We start from the raw sequence: 15,908 nt of genomic DNA on the forward strand, positions 1-15,908 counted from the left end.
CGATGCGCCTCCGATCCCGCCCGCGGCACCCGACTTTTCTCCGAGCGACACCGATGCCATGCACGAACTGGCGGCGGCCGTCGTGGCGGGCGGCGAACTGGCGCGCGCGATGTACCGGCAGGGGATCCGGTCCTGGTCGAAGCACAATGACTCCCCGGTCACAGAGGCCGACATCGCCGTCGACGACATGCTGCGCCGGCGCCTGACGGCTTTCGCCCCGGCCTTCGGCTGGCTGTCCGAGGAGACGGCGGATGACCCGTCCCGGCTCGCTCGCCGGCGAGTGTGGGTGGTCGATCCGATCGACGGCACGCGCGCCTTCATGGCGGGAGGGGCCGACTGGACGGTCTCGGCGGCTCTGGTCGACGAGGGGCGCCCGGTCGCGGCCGCGCTTTTCGCGCCGGTCACCGAGGAGTTGTTCCTCGCCGTCGCGGGTGGCGGGGCGACGCGCAACGGTGCGCCACTCGCCATTTCCGGGCCGCCGGCACTGGTGGAGGCACGCATCGCCGGTCCCGGGCCATGGCTCGATCACCTTGACCATCGCGCGCCCATCCAGCGCATGCCCCGCATACGATCCTTGGCGCTGCGCCTGGCGCGCGTCGCCGACGGCGGGCTCGATGCGGCGCTGGCATCGCCCAATGGCTGCGACTGGGACCTTGCCGCGGCGGACCTTTTGGTGCACGAAGCGCAGGGTCGTCTTACGACACTCGATGGCGGCTCGCTCGTCTACAATGCAGCGATTCCGCGCCACGGCGCACTGGTGTGCGCTGGCGCTGCGCTGCATTCGCTCATTCTCGAGGCGGCGCGTTAATCGGGCGGTTCTGGCTGGATCACGAAACGAGACGGGAATGACTGACACATCGACGAACCCGCAGCTCCTGCACCTCGTGTTCGGCGGCGAGCTCGAAAGCCTGGAGGGGGTCCGGTTCAAGGATCTCGCCGGTCTCGACATCGTCGGCATCTATCCGAACTATGCGAGCGCCCATGCGGCCTGGAAGGCCAAGGCGCAGCAGACGGTCGACAACGCGCACATGCGCTACTTCGTCGTCCACCTGCACCGGCTGCTCGATCCGGACGCCGCTGCGGCGCGCTGAGGCCGCCGCCGATGTGGCGCAAGCTGCGTTCCTATCCGCACGTCCGGCGCATGCTCGGCCGCAGCATGGCGGCCTATCTGCGTTTCGTCTGGCGAACCTCGCGCGTGACCCTCGAGCCGGCGGATCTGTATGATCGCGCCGAGCGCGAACTGCCGATGATCGTCACCTTCTGGCACGGGCAGCATTTCCTTACGCCGTTCGTCACCAAGCCGCACCATCGCGGACGCGTGATGATCTCGCGCAGCGAGGATGCCGACATCAATGCCATCGCCGCCGAGGCCCTCGGCATCGGCACGATCCGCGGTTCCGGCGCCAACATGGGTGGCCGCCGGGCACGGGCGCGCGATTTCAACCTCAAGGGCGGGGTCGACGCCACGCGCCAGATGATCGAATCGCTCAACGAGGGCGTCAGCGTCGCCATGACGGCGGACGTGCCCAAGATCGCCCGCGTGGCGGGGCTGGGAGTCGTCACCATCGCCCGGCATTCCGGACGACCGATCTATCCCGTCGCCATCGCCAGCCGGCACCGCATCGTCGCCCGCAGCTGGGACAAGGCGTCGATCAATCTGCCCTTCGGTCCGGTCGCGCTGGTCGCGGGTGACGGCGTGCGGGTGCCCGCCGATGCCGACGCGGCGGCGCTGGAAGCCGCGCGGCTGGAGGTCCAGCGGCAGCTCGAAGCCGCGACGGAACGCGCGGAGGAACTGGTCGGTCTGCGGCCCCGTACGGCGGCGGGCGCCGCCGGGACGCCCCATGGCTAGGCTGCGCACCACCCTCATCATGCACGCCTACCGGGCGGCGACGTGGCTGGCGACGCCGCTTGCGAGCCTTCTGCTGGCGCACCGCCTCCGGCGCGGCAAGGAGGATGGCGAGCGCCTTGCGGAGCGCCGGGGGATCGCCTCCGTGGCCCGCCCGGCGGGGCCCCTCGTCTGGCTCCACGGTGCCAGCGTGGGCGAGGTGCTGTCGGTCACCACCCTCATCGATCAGCTGCGCGCACGCGGCTTTCGCGTGCTGCTCACCTCCGGCACCGTCACCTCCGCCCGCCTCGCGCAGAGCCGCCTGCCGCCGGACGTGATCCACCAGTTCGTGCCGCTCGATTCGCCCGTCTTCGTGCGGCGCTTCCTGCGTCACTGGCGTCCCGACCTGGTGCTGCTGGCCGAATCCGAGCTCTGGCCCAACATCCTGGCTGACGTGAACGCACGGCGGACGCCGCTGGTCCTCGTCAATGCACGCATGTCCCGCCGCTCCTTCGAGCGCTGGCGGCGGATTCCGCGCAGCGCCGCGGCTCTGCTTTCACGCGTCGACCTCTGCCTCGCCCAGGGCGAGCCGGATGGCGAGCATCTGCGTACGCTGGGGGCTCCGCGCGTGATGGTGACGGGGAACCTCAAATTCGACACCCCGCCACCGCCAGCCGACATCGTCGCCTTCGATGCCCTGCGCACGGCGACCTTGAACCGCCCCATCCTCATCGCCGCGTCGACCCATCCCGGCGAGGAGGATGCCGTGCTGGAAGCGCATCGCCGCCTTTCGGCCAAGCTGCCGAGCCTGCTCACCATCATCGCTCCGCGTCATCCCGAGCGCGGCGAGCAGGTCGAGGCGCTCGCTGCCGAACGGGGGTTGACCTCTGTGCGCCGCAGCCAGGACCAGTTGCCCGACCCCGACACCGCCCTCTATGTGATGGACACCATCGGCGAGCTCGGCCTGTGCTACCGGCTCGGGCCGGTCGCGTTCTTGGGCGGCTCGCTGATCCGGCACGGCGGACAGAACCCGATCGAGCCGGTGCGACTCGATGCCTGCATCCTTCACGGCCCGTACGTGTCCAATTTCGCCGAGATCTACGCGAGGCTCGACGAGGCGGGAGGGGCGATGCCGGTCGCCGATGCGGCGGAACTGGCGGAACAGGCAGGCATTCTGCTCGGCGACGTCGGCCGCCGCCAATCGATGGTGGCCGCGGCGCAGGCTGTCCTCGACGGTTTCGGCGGGGCGCTCGGGCATACGCTTTCGGCGATCGATCCCTATCTTGTTCAGATACGGCTCGAGAAGCGCTAGTCTGCCTCGACGCTGGCTACAATGCGGGTGGCCTCGCCGCCGTCCGCCGGACACGCGGGCCGATCCATGAACGTCGCCTTCTCCATCCTCGCTACGGCCGCTGTCCGGTCGCACCGTCCGCCGCGCGCGCGGCGGCCGGCGAGGTCGTGACGATGCGGGCGCCGGCCTTCTGGTGGCAACCGGAGACGACGCTCTCCGCCCGCCTCCTGTCGCCGCTCGGCGCGGCACTGGGGGCCATCGCCACCGCCCGCATGCGCCGCCACGGCGACGAGATCGGCCTTCCCATCCTCTGCGTCGGCAATCCGACCGTCGGCGGCGCCGGCAAGACGCCGGCGGCCCTTCATCTCGCCCAGCGGCTCATTGGCGCCCGCCGGCGCCCGGTATTCCTCACCCGCGGCTATGGCGGCGCGATCGGCGGCCCGGTCGTGGTCGACCTGCCTCGCCACGACGCCCGCATGGTCGGCGACGAGGCGCTGCTGCTCGCCCGCACCGCACCGACGGTGGTTGCCCGCGACCGGCTTGCCGGTGGTCTCATCGCGCGTCGGATCGGGGCGGATGTCGTGGTGATGGACGACGGCTTCCAGAACCCGGCGCTCGCCAAGACGCTGTCGCTGCTGGTGATCGACACGCAGGTGGGAATCGGCAACGGACTGTGCGTCCCTGCCGGTCCGTTACGGGCGCCGCTGGCGCCGCAACTGGCGCGGGCGCAGGCGGTCCTGCTCATCGGCGAGGGAGGCGCCGCCGAACCGGTCGCGCGCATGGCGACCAGCGCGGGCTGCGCGGTGCTGCGCGGACGGCTCGCCCCCGCCGCGGAGGTCGCCGCGCGGCTGTTCGGCCAGCGTGCGCTCGCCTTCGCGGGTATCGGCCGTCCCGAGAAATTCTTTGCAACGCTGCGGGCGAGCGGCGTGTCGCCGGTGGCCTGCCGCACCTTCCCCGATCACCATTATTTCACGCCGTCGGAGGCGACCAAACTGCTCGCCGAAGCCGAAAGCCAGGACCTCGTGCCGGTGACCACGGAGAAGGACGCCGTCCGCCTCACCGCCCATGAGCCGGGGCGGCGCCTGCTGGCGGTGAGCGAGGTGCTGCCCGTGCGCCTCGTGCTGGAGCCTGCCAGCGCACGGACCCTCGACGCCCTGCTGGCGCGCGCGCTGCCGACGCCGGATCCGGCGCTCAGGCGGTGATGGCCACCTTCAGCACCCCGTCGCGCTGATGCGCGAAGAGGTCGTAGGCCGCCTCGATGTCGTCGAGCTTGAAGCGGTGCGTGACGAGCGGCTTGAGATCGACCCGGCCGGACGCGATCACCTCCATCAGCCGGCGCATGCGCTCCTTGCCGCCGGGACAGAGCGTGGTCACGATCTTGTTGTCGCCCAGCCCCGCCGAGAAGGCGCCCAGCGGGATGGTGAGATCGCTGGAATAGACACCGAGCGAGGAGAGCGTTCCGCCGGGCCGCAGAACCTTCAGGGCTGATTCGAAGGTGCCCTGCGTCCCCAGCGCCTCGATCGCGACATCGACGCCGCGGCCATCGGTCAGTGCCATGATCTGCTCGACCGGATCACCCTGCCGGAAGTCGACGACATGGCTGCAGCCGAGCGTGCGGGCGATGGCAAGGCGCTCGGGAACGGTGTCGACCCCGATGATCGTGGTCGCGCCCTTGAGCTTGGCGCCGGCGACCGCACACAGGCCGATGGGACCGAGTGCGAACACCGCCACGGCATCGCCGATCTGCACCGCGCCGCTTTCGGCGCCGGAAAAGCCCGTCGACATGATGTCCGGGCACATCAGCACCTCCTCGTCGGTGAGGTGGTCGGGCACGGGGGAGAGGTTGGCGAGCGCATCGGGCACGCGCACATATTCCGCCTGGGTGCCGTCGATGGTGTTGCCGAACTTCCAGCCGCCCATGGCCTTGAAGCCGTGGCGGGTGCCGGCGCCGTCCTGCGAGCCGCAGCCGCACAGGCACGCATAGGAATGCCCGCTCGGGGTGATGGCGCCGGCGATGACTCGCTGGCCCTCGCGATAGCCTTCCACCGCCGAGCCGAGCTTCTCGATGATGCCGACCGGCTCATGGCCGATGGTGAGCCCTCGGGCGACGGGGTACTCGCCCTTCAGGATGTGCACGTCGGTGCCGCAGATGGTGGTGGTGGTGATGCGCACCAGCGCGTCGAGCGGCCCGATCTCCGGGACCGGCTTCTCGTCGAGCACGATGCGCCCGGGTTCGACGAAAATCGCGGCCTTCATCTTCGGCATGGCTGGCTTCCTTCCCTAACGGCACATTCGCGGTGAAGTGTGCCTCAAGCGGACGAAAATGCCATGACTTCGATCAAGCGCCCCACGATCGGGGGTCAAGCGGCGGGAATACCGCGCTCGTGCATCAGCCGCACGACGGCGGCGCGCAGTTCCGCCATACCCGAGCCCTCACGGCTCGAGGTCGGGAAAACCACCGGAAAAGCGGCCGGGCGGCGCGCCAGCGCGGCCTCGGTCTCGGCGATGCGGGTCGCCAGCTCGGCTTTCTTGAGTTGGTCGGCCTTGGTCAGCACGATGGCATAGGACACCGCCGCCTTGTCGAGCCCGTCCAGCACCTCGCGGTCGATCGGCTTGAGGCCGTGCCGGGAATCGATCAGCACGAAGACGCGGGCCAGATTGGCGCGGCCGCGCAGATAGGCGTGGATCGTGGCGGTCCAGGCGTCCACCTTCTCCTTGGGAGCCTGCGCGAAGCCGTAGCCCGGCATGTCGACCAGGGTGAGTTGCGGACCGAGGCCGAAGAAGATCAGTTCCTGGGTCCGACCCGGGGTCACCGAGGTGCGTGCGAGCGCCTTGCGGCCGGTCAGGGCGTTGACGAGGCTCGACTTGCCGACATTGGACCGGCCGGCCAGCGCGATCTCGATCCCGCGCATCGCCGGCAGCACGTCGATGGTGGGCGCCGCCGTGAGAAATTCCCAGGCGCCGGCGAAGAGCCGCCGCCCGGCCTCGATCTCCTCGGCCGTGTAGGTTCCGCCTGCACCCGCATCCTCGGCGCCCGGCGCCGCCGCCTCCATCACGAGGCCTGCGGCTTCTTGCGGGTGAACAGCGACTTGACGTTGTCCCACAGCTCCACCTTCACGCCGTTGCGGCGCATGATGATAGACTGCTGGATCACCGAGAGCGTGTTGTTCCAGGCCCAGTAGATCACCAGACCCGCGGCGAAGCTGGCGAGCATGAAGGTGAAGATCAGCGGCATCCAGTCGAAGATCGCCTTCTGCGTCGGATCCGGCGGGGCCGGGTTCAGCTTCATCTGGGCCCACATCGTGATGCCCATGATGATCGGCCAGACGCCGAGCATGAGGAAGTGACCGATCACCGGCACCGCGCCCGGATCCCACGGGATGAGGCCGAACAGGTTGAAGATGGTGGTCGGGTCGGGCGCCGACAGGTCCTTGATCCAGCCGAAGAACGGCGCATGGCGCATTTCGATGGTGACGAACAGCACCTTGTAGAGCGCGAAGAAGACCGGAATCTGGATCAGGATCGGCAGGCAGCCGGCGACCGGATTGATCTTCTCCTTCTTGTAGATCTCCATCATTTCCTGCTGGAGCTTCATACGGTCGTCGCCGTAGCGCTCCTTCAGGGCCTGGATCTCCGGCTGCACCGCCTTCATCTTCGCCATCGAGGCGTAGCTCTTGTTGGCGAGCGGGAAGAAGATGCCCTTGAGCAGCACCGTCACGATCAGGATCGCCACGCCGAAATTGCCGACGAACTTGTAGATCCAGTCGATCACCAGGAAGAGCGGCTTGGTGATGAAATAGAACCAGCCCCAGTCGATCAGCAGATCGAAGCGATCGATCTTGTAGGTCTCCTGATAGCCGTCGACGATGCGCACTTCCTTGGCGCCGGCGAACAGACGGCCGTCGGTCGTCGCCTTGCCGCCGGGCGCCACGGTGAGCGCGTCGCCGAGGAAATCGGTCTGGTAGGCGAAATCATTGCCCTGCGCCGAGGCCGAGAAGCGCGCCTGCACCTTTTCGGCCGTGCCCGGAATGACCGTCGCCGCCCAGTACTTGTCGGTAATGCCGAGCCAGCCGCCGACGGAGGGGAAGGTCTCCGACTTGGCCTCGGTGATCGCCTTGTACTTGATCTCGTGCAGGCCGCCCTCGCTGGTGACACCGATCAGACCCTCATGCAGGATGTAGTAGCCGAGCGTGTGCGGGGTGCCGTGGCGCGAGACCAGCGCGAAGGGGTGCAGGCTCACCGGGTTGGCGCCGGTGTTCTCCACGTCGTCGACGACATGGAACATGTAGTTCGTGTCGATCGAGACCGTGCGCTTGAACAACAGGCCCTCGCCATTATCGTAGGTGAGGACGAGCGGGGCCTGCGGCGTCAGCGTAGCGCCGGCGGGCGCTGTCCAGACCGTCTCCGAATTGGGCAGCTTCAGGTTCGCGCCGGCGGCACCCACCCAGCCGAACTCGGCGTAGAACGGATTGGGACCGCCCGAGGGCGAGAGCAGCACGATGATCGGGCTGTCGGGGCTGACGGTCTCGCGATAATCCTTCAGCGAAAGATCGTCGATCCGGCCGCCCTTCAGCGCGATTGAGCCGACCACCCGCGGCGTGTCGATGGGGACGCGCGGCGCCAGCGCCAGGGCCTCGGCGCGCGTCAGCGCCTTCGGAACGGCGGGAGCGGTCTGCGGCGGGGCGCTCGTCGACGGAGCGGGCGGCGCCGAACCATCGGCGGCCGGCGCCTGCGCGGCCTGCTGCTGCGCCTGCTGCGCGGCCTGCCGCTGAGCTTCCATCTGCGGAATCCCGGAGAAGTACTGCCAGGCGACGAGAACCGCCATGGACAGCACGATCGCCAGGATCATGTTGCGGTTTTCAGTGGTCATGGGCGGGATCTCCGTCGGCGCGGGGCGGCGCGGCCCGGCCGGGCTTGGCTACGCGACTGCCGCCCGATGCGGGGCGGGCCGTGTGAACGCGGTTCATGGCCCGCTCGATCTCGCGGACAAGCTCGTCGTAGCGGGCGCTGATCGCGATCCGCCGCGCGACGATGACATAGTCGAATCCCGCCTTAGCCGCGCGCGGCACCGCGTCGCGGACGGCGGCACGCAAACGGCGGCGGATGCGATTACGCTCCACCGCGTTGCCGTGCTTCTTGGTGACGGTGAGGCCGATGCGCGGGGGTGCGTCGTCGCGACGTTCGCGCGCCTGCAGGAGCAGAGAGCCGGAATTCGCCCTCGCGGCGGCCGCAGCCGCCAGAAAGTCCTTACGCTTCAGCAGCCGGTCCATTCGATGCCCGGGTGTCCCGCCCCTTGTCGAAGAGGCCGGCGCCTCCCGCATCGTCAGGCCGACAGGCGCTTGCGACCGTGGGCCCGGCGGGCGGCAATCACCTTGCGGCCGTTCATGGTCGCCATGCGCGCACGAAAGCCGTGGCGACGCTTGCGCACGAGCTTGCTCGGTTGATAAGTGCGCTTCACGGGTCGTTCTCCGCAGTTACATAGGTCGACGCGACAAGCCCGCCTCCGAACCGCCGGCCGCGAGGCGATCGCGTGACACATGCGAAAAGCGGAGGAGACCCGGTCGGGCGACAGCCAGGGTTCGGCGCGGCTTATAGGGGGGGCGGATGCCCGAGTCAATTCGCGCGGCATCAATTCGGGCGGCACCATCGGGACGAAAGCCGCCCCACCGGGGCCGTTCAAATCCGGCCGCGCCGCGCGAACCCGTCTCTGCAGGACGACCACACGCCCGTCATCGGTCCGCGTACCATCCTCGATCAGGCCGCCCCGACGGTTTGGCAGCCTTAACCGAACCATCGATGAGATACCCCATGTTCAGTCACATCATTCTCGGTGCCCGCGACCTCGACCGCATGGGGCGCTTCTACGATGCGGTGCTTGCGCCGCTCGGGCTGGCGAGGGGTGAGGCGGAGGATGACGGCGGGCCGCCCGGGCTGCTTTGGCACCGGCCGGGGCGGGAATGGCCGCAGTTCTATGTGCAGATGCCGTTCAATGGCCTTCCCGCCACCTGGGGGAACGGCACGCAGGTCAGCTTCGCCGCACCCAGCCGCGATGCGGTGACCGCCGCATGGCAGGCGGCCATCGCCGCAGGTGGCACGGACGAAGGCGCGCCGGGACCGCGGGCTCATTACGGCGCCGGCTACTTCGGCGCCTATTGCCGGGATCCGGAGGGCAACAAGCTCTGCATCGTGCACATGCCGGCCTTCGCACCGGACACGGACGCCGCCTGAAAGCGAGCTAGCGGGCGGAGGCGGGCCGCGCGGAGCGACGCTCGTCGATCAGCGCCTCGATCGCGCCCAGCGAAATCTCGAGGTCGGCAATCTTGCGGAGCGTGCCGTCGGACGGCAGCACCTTCGCTTTCGCCGTCAGCAGCAGAAGCTCGGTCTGCGCATGCTTGAGGCGGTCGCGCAATTCTTCCAGATCGGAGAGCATTTGGTGTACCTGATGGAGCGCCCGGGGATCGGCGGTGCCCGCTGCCACCGCCGCGAGCCTGCGGTGCCACAGCGGCGCCTGCCGCCTCTCTTAGCCGAAACCGCCCGGAAAGAAACAGCTCCTTACATCGAATCGTCGCAATACCTCCGAGCCCCCCGCCTCAGCTCCAGCTCCCGAGGAACGCAGCGACGGCGACCAGAAGAATGATCGTCGCGGCGATCCAGTGCTTCGCGGTAAAATCATGCATCATCATCGGGAAAGGACTCTCTCTGTGCTGGGCCGAAGGGCCGCGCGCGGGCGTCGGGCGGCCGGCGCGCCATCTTCGCCGCTTTGTGAACGCGATGCCAGCCCCCGGCCTGTCGCCGCCGCGGGGGCGGTCTGGTCAGGCCACCCGACTTGCTCTAACGAGGCGCTCCTTTTCCCGGAGCGCTTGTGATGGCCAGTTGCGGCCTCGATTTCGGCACCTCGAACACCACGCTCGGCCTCGCGACTGCGAACGGGCCGCGGCTCGCGCCGCTCGAAGATGCCCGCACGACGGTGCCGAGCGCGGTATTCTACGGGCGCCAGGGCGGGCTCGCCATCGGCCGGGCGGCGATGGCGCGCTATGTCGCCGGCGAGGACGGGCGGCTCATGCGCAGCCTGAAATCCGTGCTCGGCAGCCCGCTGATCGCGGAGCGTACCCAACTCGGCCGTCGCAGCATCGGCTTTGCCGAGATCATCGGCGATTTCCTGAAGGTCGTGCGTCAGCGCGCGGAGACGGCGCAGGGCGCCGCCCTCGACGCCGTCGTGCTCGGCCGGCCGGTCTTCTTCGTCGATGACGACGATGCCGCCAATGCCCGGGCGGAGGAGGCACTGTGCGCGATCGCCCGGTCGATCGGGTTTGCGGACGTCTCCTGCCAGTTCGAGCCGATCGCGGCGGCGCTCGATTACGAGCAGCAGGTCGTCCGGGAGGAAATCGCCCTCATCGCCGACATCGGCGGCGGCACCTCCGACTTCTCCATCGTCCGCCTCGGGCCGGAGCGGCGGCACCGCCCCGACCGATCGGCCGACATCCTCGCCAATGACGGCGTGCGCATCGGCGGCACCGATTTCGACCGGCGCCTCAGCCTCGGCGTGGTGATGCCCCTGCTCGGCTACCGCTCGCCGATGATCCGGCCGGGCCGCGACGTCCCGAGCGGCTATTTCCACGAGCTCGCGACATGGTCGAGCATCAACAATCTCTATACGGCGCAGACGTTGCGGGAGCTGAAGGAGGTTCGCCGGGAGGCGGCGCGGCCCGAACTGATCGACCGGCTCGCCCGGGTGATCGAGGAGCAGCGTGGCCACTCCCTCGCCATGCAGGCGGAGGAGGCGAAGATCGAGCTCGCGAGCCATGAGACCGCGATGCTGACGCTCGGGTGGCTGGAGACGGGGCTCGAGGCGCGCGCCGACCGGGACGGCCTCATCGCCCATACCGGCGAACTCGCCACCCGGATCGCACGGAGGATCACCAATTGCCTGCAGCAGGCAGGACTGGCGGCGGGCGATGTCGACGCGTTGTTCCTCACCGGCGGCTCCACCCGGCTTGCCCATGTGCGCAGCGCGATCCTTGCCGCCCTGCCCGGCGCCCATGTGGTCGAGGGCGACACTTTCGGCTCGGTCGGCACCGGCCTCGCCGTCGAGGCGGCGAACCGGTACGGCGCCTCGACGGCGAGGCCCCGCGCCCCGGCTCTCGGCTGAACGGCGGCCCTCACATCACCACCAGCCGGTCGCTCAGCTCGTTGGTGTCGTCGGGATGGCGCGGCACGTGCGCGGCGAGCACGGCGCCCGCCGCCGCCACGCCGTCGCAGAGCCCGTCGCCGAGCCGGCCGGCGCGCGCCCCCGCCAGCACCGTCTCGCACACCGCCCCCCACGCCGCTTCGCCGACATGCGCATGGATGCCCTCGTCGGCGACCACCTCGACGCGGTGATCGGGAACGGCGACGAAGATCAGGATGCCGGTGCGGGCGCGGGTCTGGTGAACGCCGTGGGCAAGGAACTGGTCGAGGGCCGCCGCCCGCGCGGCCGCCCGCCGGGCAATCGGCGGCACCACGCGCGGCACCAGAGGCGGCAGCGACAGCAGGGCCCCCACGATCACGAAGACGACCGCCTGGATCGCCAGCATCTCGATCGGCCGGAGTGAGATGACCATCACCAGCGCCCAGGGGGCTACCAGCGCGGCAAGGGCCGCCCACAGCAGGGAGTAGAAGCCGTGCCGCACCAGCGGCCGCGTCTGTATCACCACGCGGATCTCGCCCGCGGTGGTGCGTTCCGCCTCGGCGATGGCGGCGGCGACGCGATCGAGATCCTCGCGGTCGAACAAGGGGGCGGGTGTCGACGCCATCCTACCAGCTCCCCGAGGCGCCACCGCCGCCCGACGAGCCACCCCCGCCGGAAAAGCCGCCCCCGCCCGAGGACCACGAGCCGCCGGACGAGCTGCTGCGCGAGCCTCCCCAGGTCGAGATGCCTCCCTGCGCCACCCGCCCGCGCCGCCCGGCCGGCGTGCTGCCGAAGCGGGCGCTCCGATAGATGGCATGGATGAAGTAGAGGATCATCACGACGAATATGATGAAGAGGATCCAGTCGTCCGGCGGCCCTTCCGGTTCGGCCGCGCGCCGGGCGCGCAGCTTGGCTTCCTCCGGATCGAGGTTGAGGATCTCCATCACCGCATCCGCGCCCTTCACCACGCCGCCGGCGAAATCGCCTTTGCGGAACTCGGGGAGGATCGCCGTCTGCACGATGGTGCTGGCCACCGCATCGGGCAGCACGCCCTCGAGACCGTAGCCGACCTCGATGCGCACCCGCCGCTCGGTAGGCGCGACCAGCAGCAGCACGCCATTGTCCTTGTCCGTCTGGCCGAGCTTCCAGGCGCGGAACAACCGGTTGGCGTAGTCCTCCACCGACGTGCCCTGCAGCGAGGGGACGGTGGCGACGACCAGCTGGTCGGTAGTGCGCGTCTCCTGCCCCGCGAGCTTCGCCTCGAGCGCGGCGCGCGTCGCCGGATCGAGCACGCCGGCGGCGTCGACCACACGGCCCGTGAGCGGGGGAAAGCTCAGTTCGGCGAGGGCCGGCCGCGCGGTGACGGCCAGGAGGAGGACGATTGCGAGGGAAGCGAGACGTGCCCGCATGGCCATCGGCTCAGTTGAACTTCACCTGCGGCACCTTCATCTGCTCTTCGGGGATGGTGAAGGTCTGCATCGGCTGGCTGGAGCGGTACAGCGTCGCCGCCCACACCACGCCCGGGAAGGTGCGCAGCTCGGTATTGTAGACCCGCACCGCATCGATGTAGTCGCGCCGCGCCACGGCGATGCGGTTCTCCGTGCCTTCGATCTGCGCCTGAAGGGCGAGGAAATTCTGGTTCGACTTGAGGTCGGGATAGGCTTCCGACACCGCGATCAGGCGACCCAGCGCGCCGGAAAGCTGCGCCTGCGCGTCCTGGAATTTCTTGAACGCCTCCGGGTCGGTGATGGTGGAGGCATCGACCTTCACGGAGGTGGCGTTGGCGCGCGCCTGCGTCACCTGGGTGAGCACGTCCTTCTCCTGCTGGGCGTAGCCCTTCACCGTCTCGACCAGGTTGGGGATCAGCTCGGCGCGACGCTGGTACTGGCTCAGCACCTCGCTCCAGGCCGCCTTGGCGCGCTCCTCCTCGGTCGGGATGTTGTTCACGCCGCAGCCGGCGAGCGACAGCGCCATCAGCGCCGCCAGCACCGGCGCACGCAGACGCGCGAGCGGGCCGGGTCGGGAATGGGCAGAGGCAGTCGGGCGATCGGTCATGGTTCCCTCGCGTGCCGAGCCCCGGGGCAGCGCCCCGGGGACGCGATTCTTATAAGCCTAGTCCTCGCGCCGGACCATCCACCGGCTGCGCGCGGCCGGTGGATGGTCCGGCGCGACGGAAGGCGGACTTGCGCGCTAACGCAACCTTAGGCCAAGAAGGAGAGACTGATCGCGTGCCAGTGCCCAGAGCGACCGCCCCAGTGGTGCCGGCAGCGGAAAGAACGGAGCCGGGCTCCGCCCGAAATGATCGCAGGTTCGCGATGCTGGACATGAATCAGGACACTTCCCTGCTGATGCAGCTCGAGGAGCGGCAGGACGACGCCGAAATGTTCGATCTCGCGCCCGTCTCGCTGTGGGTCGAGGATTTCAGCAGCGTCAAGACCCAGCTCGACCTCTGGCGGGCGGCCGGCGTCACGTCGCTGCGCGATTTCCTGCGCGAGGACGTGGAGCGCGTGCGCGCCTGCGCCCAGCGCATCCGCATCCTCAAGGTAAACCGGCGCACCCTCTCGCTGTTCGGCGCGGACGACCTCGACCATCTGGTGGCCAATCTCGACCGCGTGTTCGGGCCGGACATGCTGAAGACCCATATCGAGGAGCTGAGCCAGCTCTGGGACGGCTACCGCGAGTTCGCGAGCCTCGCCGTCAACTACACCCTCTCCGGCCAGCGGCTCGACATCCAGCTCAAGGGCACCATCTTGCCGGGCTACGAGGACAGCTGGGCCAAGATCCTCATCTCGATCGAGAACGTCACCGAGCGTGAAACGGCACGCCGGCAGGCGGCCGGGGCGGAAGCCTACGCGCGCGGCCTGTTCGAGCACTCGCCGGTCTCGCTCTGGGTGGAGGACTTCAGCAGCATCAAGCTGTTGATGGACGACGTGCGGATGCGCGGGATCACCGATTTCCGGGTCTTTACCGACGTGCATCCCGAATTCGTCGAGCGCTGCATGAGCGAGATCCGCGTGCTCGACGTCAACCGCCACACGCTGGAGATGTTCGGCGCCCCCGACCGGCACGCGCTGCTGCGCCGGCTCGGCGACGTGTTCCGCGACGACATGCAGCGGCATTTCCGCGAGCAGCTCGTCGACCTGTGGAACGGCAAGCTGTTCCAGCAGCGCGAGGTGCTGAACTACGCGCTCAACGGCGACGAACTGCACGTTCACCTGCAGCTCTCCGTGCTGCCGGGGCACGAACACGACTGGTCCCTCGTGCAGGTCGCGCTCACCGACATCACGGCGCGCAAGAAGGCGGAGGCCTATCTCGAATTCCTCGGCAAGCACGACGTGCTGACCAAGCTGCACAATCGCTCCTACTATGCCGACGAGTTGAACCGGCTCGAGCGGCGCGGCCCCTTCCCGGTCACGGTGATCGTCGCCGACCTCAACAGCCTGAAGTCGATCAACGATCATCTCGGCCATGCCGCCGGCGACGCGCTGCTGCGCCGGGCCGGCGAGGTGCTCGGCAAGGTGGTCGACAAGCCGAACTGCGCCGCGCGCATCGGTGGCGACGAATTCGCCCTGCTGCTGCCGGGGACCGAAGAGGCCGCGGGCCTCGCGATGATCGAGCAGATCGAGAAGCTGGTCGAGCTCAACAACCAGTTCTATTCGGCGACCCAGCTGAGCCTCGCCATCGGCGTCGCCACCAGCCGGCCCGGCGAGCGGCTCGAGGCGGTGGTGAAGCGCGCCGATCTGCGCATGTATGCCGCCAAGCGCGCGTTCGGCGAGGGCAGCCCGCCGGCCGCACCCGCGGCCGGCTGACCGTCCGGGTTCAGAGCACCCGCACCGTCGTGCCGACACCGACCCGGTCGTAAAGGTCGATGACGTCGTCGTTGCGCATGCGGATGCAGCCGGATGACACCGCCATGCCGATGGTCTGCGGCTCGTTCGAGCCATGGATGCGGTAGAGCGTGCCGCCGAGATAGAGCGCGCGCGCACCGAGCGGGTTGTCGGGGCCGCCCGGCATGTGGCGGGGCAGATCGGGGCGGCGCGCCAGCATTTCCGCCGGCGGGCGCCAGTCCGGCCACTCCGCCTTGCGGGAGATCTTCTCGACGCCGCTCCACTCGAAGCCCTCGCGACCGACGCCGACGCCGTAGCGCAACGCCTTGCCGTCGCCCTGCACCAGATAGAGGAATCGCTGCCCCGTATCGATGACGATCGTGCCCGGCGCCTCGGCGGTGGGATAGTCGACCACGACGCGCTCGAGATAGGGATTCGGCTCCGGCGTGGCGCGGGCGGCGACGCGGGTGCGCCCGCCCTGCGGCTCGCCGCGCGGCGCCGCCGTGTCCCGCGAGACGCCGTAGGCCAAGCCCGGCGGATAGGCGTTCGGCGCCGTCGGCTGCCAGGGCCGCTGCGTCGAGGCGCGCGGCAAGGTGCCATAGGCGCCGCGCTGGTTGCCGCCCGTCACCAGGAACTCGATGAAGCCGCCGCCCAGATTGGAGGGGACCGCGCGCCCCGGGCCATTGGCGGCCGGCGCGGCATAGGCGAAGTCGGGGCGCCCTTGGGCGGAAGCCGACAGCGGCATCAGGACGGCAAAGAAGCAGATGAGGATCGTGCGCATGGTGCGGACCCGCGACC

General features: G+C 69.4%; 18 protein-coding genes. 8 read left to right on the forward strand and 10 right to left on the reverse strand.

The window, feature by feature from the left end:
- Positions 1-58: 58 nt before the first annotated feature.
- The 5 genes from ACEUEL_RS19885 to lpxK all read left to right on the forward strand — a co-directional run bounded on the left by ACEUEL_RS19885 (position 59) and on the right by lpxK (position 4,318).
- On the forward strand, positions 59-808 hold the full coding sequence (locus tag ACEUEL_RS19885; protein ID WP_405709544.1) for a 3'(2'),5'-bisphosphate nucleotidase CysQ: 750 nt from the start codon (positions 59-61) through the stop codon (positions 806-808).
- A gap of 37 nt (positions 809-845) precedes the next feature.
- Positions 846-1,091, forward strand: coding sequence for a DUF4170 domain-containing protein (locus ACEUEL_RS19890; RefSeq protein ID WP_405709197.1), 246 nt, complete (start codon positions 846-848; stop codon positions 1,089-1,091).
- A gap of 11 nt (positions 1,092-1,102) precedes the next feature.
- Positions 1,103-1,849 carry a lysophospholipid acyltransferase family protein gene (locus ACEUEL_RS19895; protein WP_405709200.1) on the forward strand — a complete coding sequence of 249 codons (747 nt, stop codon included), beginning with the start codon at positions 1,103-1,105 and terminating at the stop codon, positions 1,847-1,849.
- Complete coding sequence (locus tag ACEUEL_RS19900) at positions 1,842-3,137, forward strand: 3-deoxy-D-manno-octulosonic acid transferase (RefSeq protein ID WP_405709202.1); 1,296 nt, start codon at positions 1,842-1,844, stop codon at positions 3,135-3,137. Before ACEUEL_RS19895 ends, ACEUEL_RS19900 begins: the two co-directional genes overlap by 8 nt.
- A 152-nt stretch (positions 3,138-3,289) precedes the next feature.
- On the forward strand, positions 3,290-4,318 hold the full coding sequence (gene lpxK / locus ACEUEL_RS19905) for a tetraacyldisaccharide 4'-kinase (RefSeq protein ID WP_405709205.1): 1,029 nt from the start codon (positions 3,290-3,292) through the stop codon (positions 4,316-4,318).
- On the opposite strand, the gene ACEUEL_RS19910 is transcribed toward lpxK, so the two are convergent.
- The 5 genes from ACEUEL_RS19910 to rpmH form a co-directional block, all read right to left on the reverse strand.
- Positions 4,308-5,381 (reverse strand): NAD(P)-dependent alcohol dehydrogenase, encoded by a 1,074-nt coding sequence (locus tag ACEUEL_RS19910; RefSeq protein ID WP_405709208.1) that lies wholly within the window; start codon positions 5,379-5,381, stop codon positions 4,308-4,310. The two genes, lpxK and ACEUEL_RS19910, sit on opposite strands and share 11 nt — an antisense overlap.
- A gap of 95 nt (positions 5,382-5,476) precedes the next feature.
- Positions 5,477-6,169: a ribosome biogenesis GTP-binding protein YihA/YsxC gene (gene yihA / locus ACEUEL_RS19915; RefSeq protein ID WP_405709547.1), complete on the reverse strand. Its 693-nt coding sequence runs from the start codon at positions 6,167-6,169 to the stop codon at positions 5,477-5,479.
- On the reverse strand, positions 6,169-7,986 hold the full coding sequence (yidC, locus tag ACEUEL_RS19920; protein ID WP_405709210.1) for a membrane protein insertase YidC: 1,818 nt from the start codon (positions 7,984-7,986) through the stop codon (positions 6,169-6,171). Before yidC ends, yihA begins: the two co-directional genes overlap by 1 nt.
- Positions 7,976-8,386 (reverse strand): ribonuclease P protein component, encoded by a 411-nt coding sequence (gene rnpA, locus ACEUEL_RS19925; protein ID WP_405709213.1) that lies wholly within the window; start codon positions 8,384-8,386, stop codon positions 7,976-7,978. Before rnpA ends, yidC begins: the two co-directional genes overlap by 11 nt.
- A gap of 53 nt (positions 8,387-8,439) precedes the next feature.
- Positions 8,440-8,574, reverse strand: coding sequence for a 50S ribosomal protein L34 (gene rpmH, locus ACEUEL_RS19930; protein WP_405709216.1), 135 nt, complete (start codon positions 8,572-8,574; stop codon positions 8,440-8,442).
- A 350-nt stretch (positions 8,575-8,924) separates the two neighbouring features.
- Here rpmH and ACEUEL_RS19935 point away from each other — a divergent pair, with 350 nt between their 5' ends.
- A complete protein-coding gene (locus ACEUEL_RS19935) occupies positions 8,925-9,344 on the forward strand; it encodes a VOC family protein (RefSeq protein WP_405709218.1) in 420 nt (139 codons plus the stop codon).
- A 7-nt stretch (positions 9,345-9,351) separates the two neighbouring features.
- Here ACEUEL_RS19935 and ACEUEL_RS19940 read toward each other — a convergent pair whose 3' ends face one another.
- Positions 9,352-9,594, reverse strand: a complete 243-nt coding sequence (locus tag ACEUEL_RS19940; RefSeq protein ID WP_405709221.1) for a hypothetical protein — start codon at positions 9,592-9,594, stop codon at positions 9,352-9,354.
- Between the two features lie 387 nt (positions 9,595-9,981).
- Between ACEUEL_RS19940 and ACEUEL_RS19945 the strand changes: the two genes are divergently transcribed.
- A complete protein-coding gene (locus tag ACEUEL_RS19945) occupies positions 9,982-11,265 on the forward strand; it encodes an Hsp70 family protein (protein WP_405709224.1) in 1,284 nt (427 codons plus the stop codon).
- Positions 11,266-11,275: 10 nt separating this feature from the next.
- Here ACEUEL_RS19945 and ACEUEL_RS19950 read toward each other — a convergent pair whose 3' ends face one another.
- Genes ACEUEL_RS19950 through ACEUEL_RS19960 form a run of 3 tightly spaced genes read right to left on the reverse strand, consistent with a single transcriptional unit; the run spans position 11,276 to position 13,338 of the window.
- Positions 11,276-11,908 carry a TPM domain-containing protein gene (locus ACEUEL_RS19950; protein ID WP_405709227.1) on the reverse strand — a complete coding sequence of 211 codons (633 nt, stop codon included), beginning with the start codon at positions 11,906-11,908 and terminating at the stop codon, positions 11,276-11,278.
- A gap of 1 nt (position 11,909) precedes the next feature.
- A complete protein-coding gene (locus ACEUEL_RS19955; RefSeq protein WP_405709230.1) occupies positions 11,910-12,698 on the reverse strand; it encodes a TPM domain-containing protein in 789 nt (262 codons plus the stop codon).
- A 4-nt stretch (positions 12,699-12,702) separates the two neighbouring features.
- Positions 12,703-13,338 carry a LemA family protein gene (locus tag ACEUEL_RS19960; protein ID WP_405709232.1) on the reverse strand — a complete coding sequence of 212 codons (636 nt, stop codon included), beginning with the start codon at positions 13,336-13,338 and terminating at the stop codon, positions 12,703-12,705.
- Between the two features lie 269 nt (positions 13,339-13,607).
- Between ACEUEL_RS19960 and ACEUEL_RS19965 the strand changes: the two genes are divergently transcribed.
- Positions 13,608-15,092 (forward strand): GGDEF domain-containing protein, encoded by a 1,485-nt coding sequence (locus ACEUEL_RS19965; protein ID WP_405709234.1) that lies wholly within the window; start codon positions 13,608-13,610, stop codon positions 15,090-15,092.
- Positions 15,093-15,102: 10 nt separating this feature from the next.
- Here ACEUEL_RS19965 and ACEUEL_RS19970 read toward each other — a convergent pair whose 3' ends face one another.
- On the reverse strand, positions 15,103-15,891 hold the full coding sequence (locus ACEUEL_RS19970) for a L,D-transpeptidase (RefSeq protein WP_405709237.1): 789 nt from the start codon (positions 15,889-15,891) through the stop codon (positions 15,103-15,105).
- Positions 15,892-15,908 lie beyond the last annotated feature (17 nt).

Source organism: Ancylobacter terrae (genome assembly GCF_045108345.1).
Lineage (GTDB): Bacteria > Pseudomonadota > Alphaproteobacteria > Rhizobiales > Xanthobacteraceae > Ancylobacter.

What these genes read in the sequence shown, in the direction of transcription:
- ACEUEL_RS19885 (WP_405709544.1), top strand. Translation starts at nt 59, where the DNA reads ATGCACGAACTGGCGGCGGCCGTCGTGGCGGGCGGCGAACTGGCGCGC.
- ACEUEL_RS19890 (WP_405709197.1), top strand. Translation starts at nt 846, where the DNA reads ATGACTGACACATCGACGAACCCGCAGCTCCTGCACCTCGTGTTCGGC.
- ACEUEL_RS19895 (WP_405709200.1), top strand. Translation starts at nt 1,103, where the DNA reads ATGTGGCGCAAGCTGCGTTCCTATCCGCACGTCCGGCGCATGCTCGGC.
- ACEUEL_RS19900 (WP_405709202.1), top strand. Translation starts at nt 1,842, where the DNA reads ATGGCTAGGCTGCGCACCACCCTCATCATGCACGCCTACCGGGCGGCG.
- lpxK (WP_405709205.1), top strand. Translation starts at nt 3,290, where the DNA reads ATGCGGGCGCCGGCCTTCTGGTGGCAACCGGAGACGACGCTCTCCGCC.
- ACEUEL_RS19910 (WP_405709208.1), bottom strand. Translation starts at nt 5,381, where the DNA reads ATGCCGAAGATGAAGGCCGCGATTTTCGTCGAACCCGGGCGCATCGTG.
- yihA (WP_405709547.1), bottom strand. Translation starts at nt 6,169, where the DNA reads ATGGAGGCGGCGGCGCCGGGCGCCGAGGATGCGGGTGCAGGCGGAACC.
- yidC (WP_405709210.1), bottom strand. Translation starts at nt 7,986, where the DNA reads ATGACCACTGAAAACCGCAACATGATCCTGGCGATCGTGCTGTCCATG.
- rnpA (WP_405709213.1), bottom strand. Translation starts at nt 8,386, where the DNA reads ATGGACCGGCTGCTGAAGCGTAAGGACTTTCTGGCGGCTGCGGCCGCC.
- ACEUEL_RS19935 (WP_405709218.1), top strand. Translation starts at nt 8,925, where the DNA reads ATGTTCAGTCACATCATTCTCGGTGCCCGCGACCTCGACCGCATGGGG.
- ACEUEL_RS19945 (WP_405709224.1), top strand. Translation starts at nt 9,982, where the DNA reads ATGGCCAGTTGCGGCCTCGATTTCGGCACCTCGAACACCACGCTCGGC.
- ACEUEL_RS19950 (WP_405709227.1), bottom strand. Translation starts at nt 11,908, where the DNA reads ATGGCGTCGACACCCGCCCCCTTGTTCGACCGCGAGGATCTCGATCGC.
- ACEUEL_RS19955 (WP_405709230.1), bottom strand. Translation starts at nt 12,698, where the DNA reads ATGGCCATGCGGGCACGTCTCGCTTCCCTCGCAATCGTCCTCCTCCTG.
- ACEUEL_RS19960 (WP_405709232.1), bottom strand. Translation starts at nt 13,338, where the DNA reads ATGACCGATCGCCCGACTGCCTCTGCCCATTCCCGACCCGGCCCGCTC.
- ACEUEL_RS19965 (WP_405709234.1), top strand. Translation starts at nt 13,608, where the DNA reads ATGAATCAGGACACTTCCCTGCTGATGCAGCTCGAGGAGCGGCAGGAC.
- ACEUEL_RS19970 (WP_405709237.1), bottom strand. Translation starts at nt 15,891, where the DNA reads ATGCGCACGATCCTCATCTGCTTCTTTGCCGTCCTGATGCCGCTGTCG.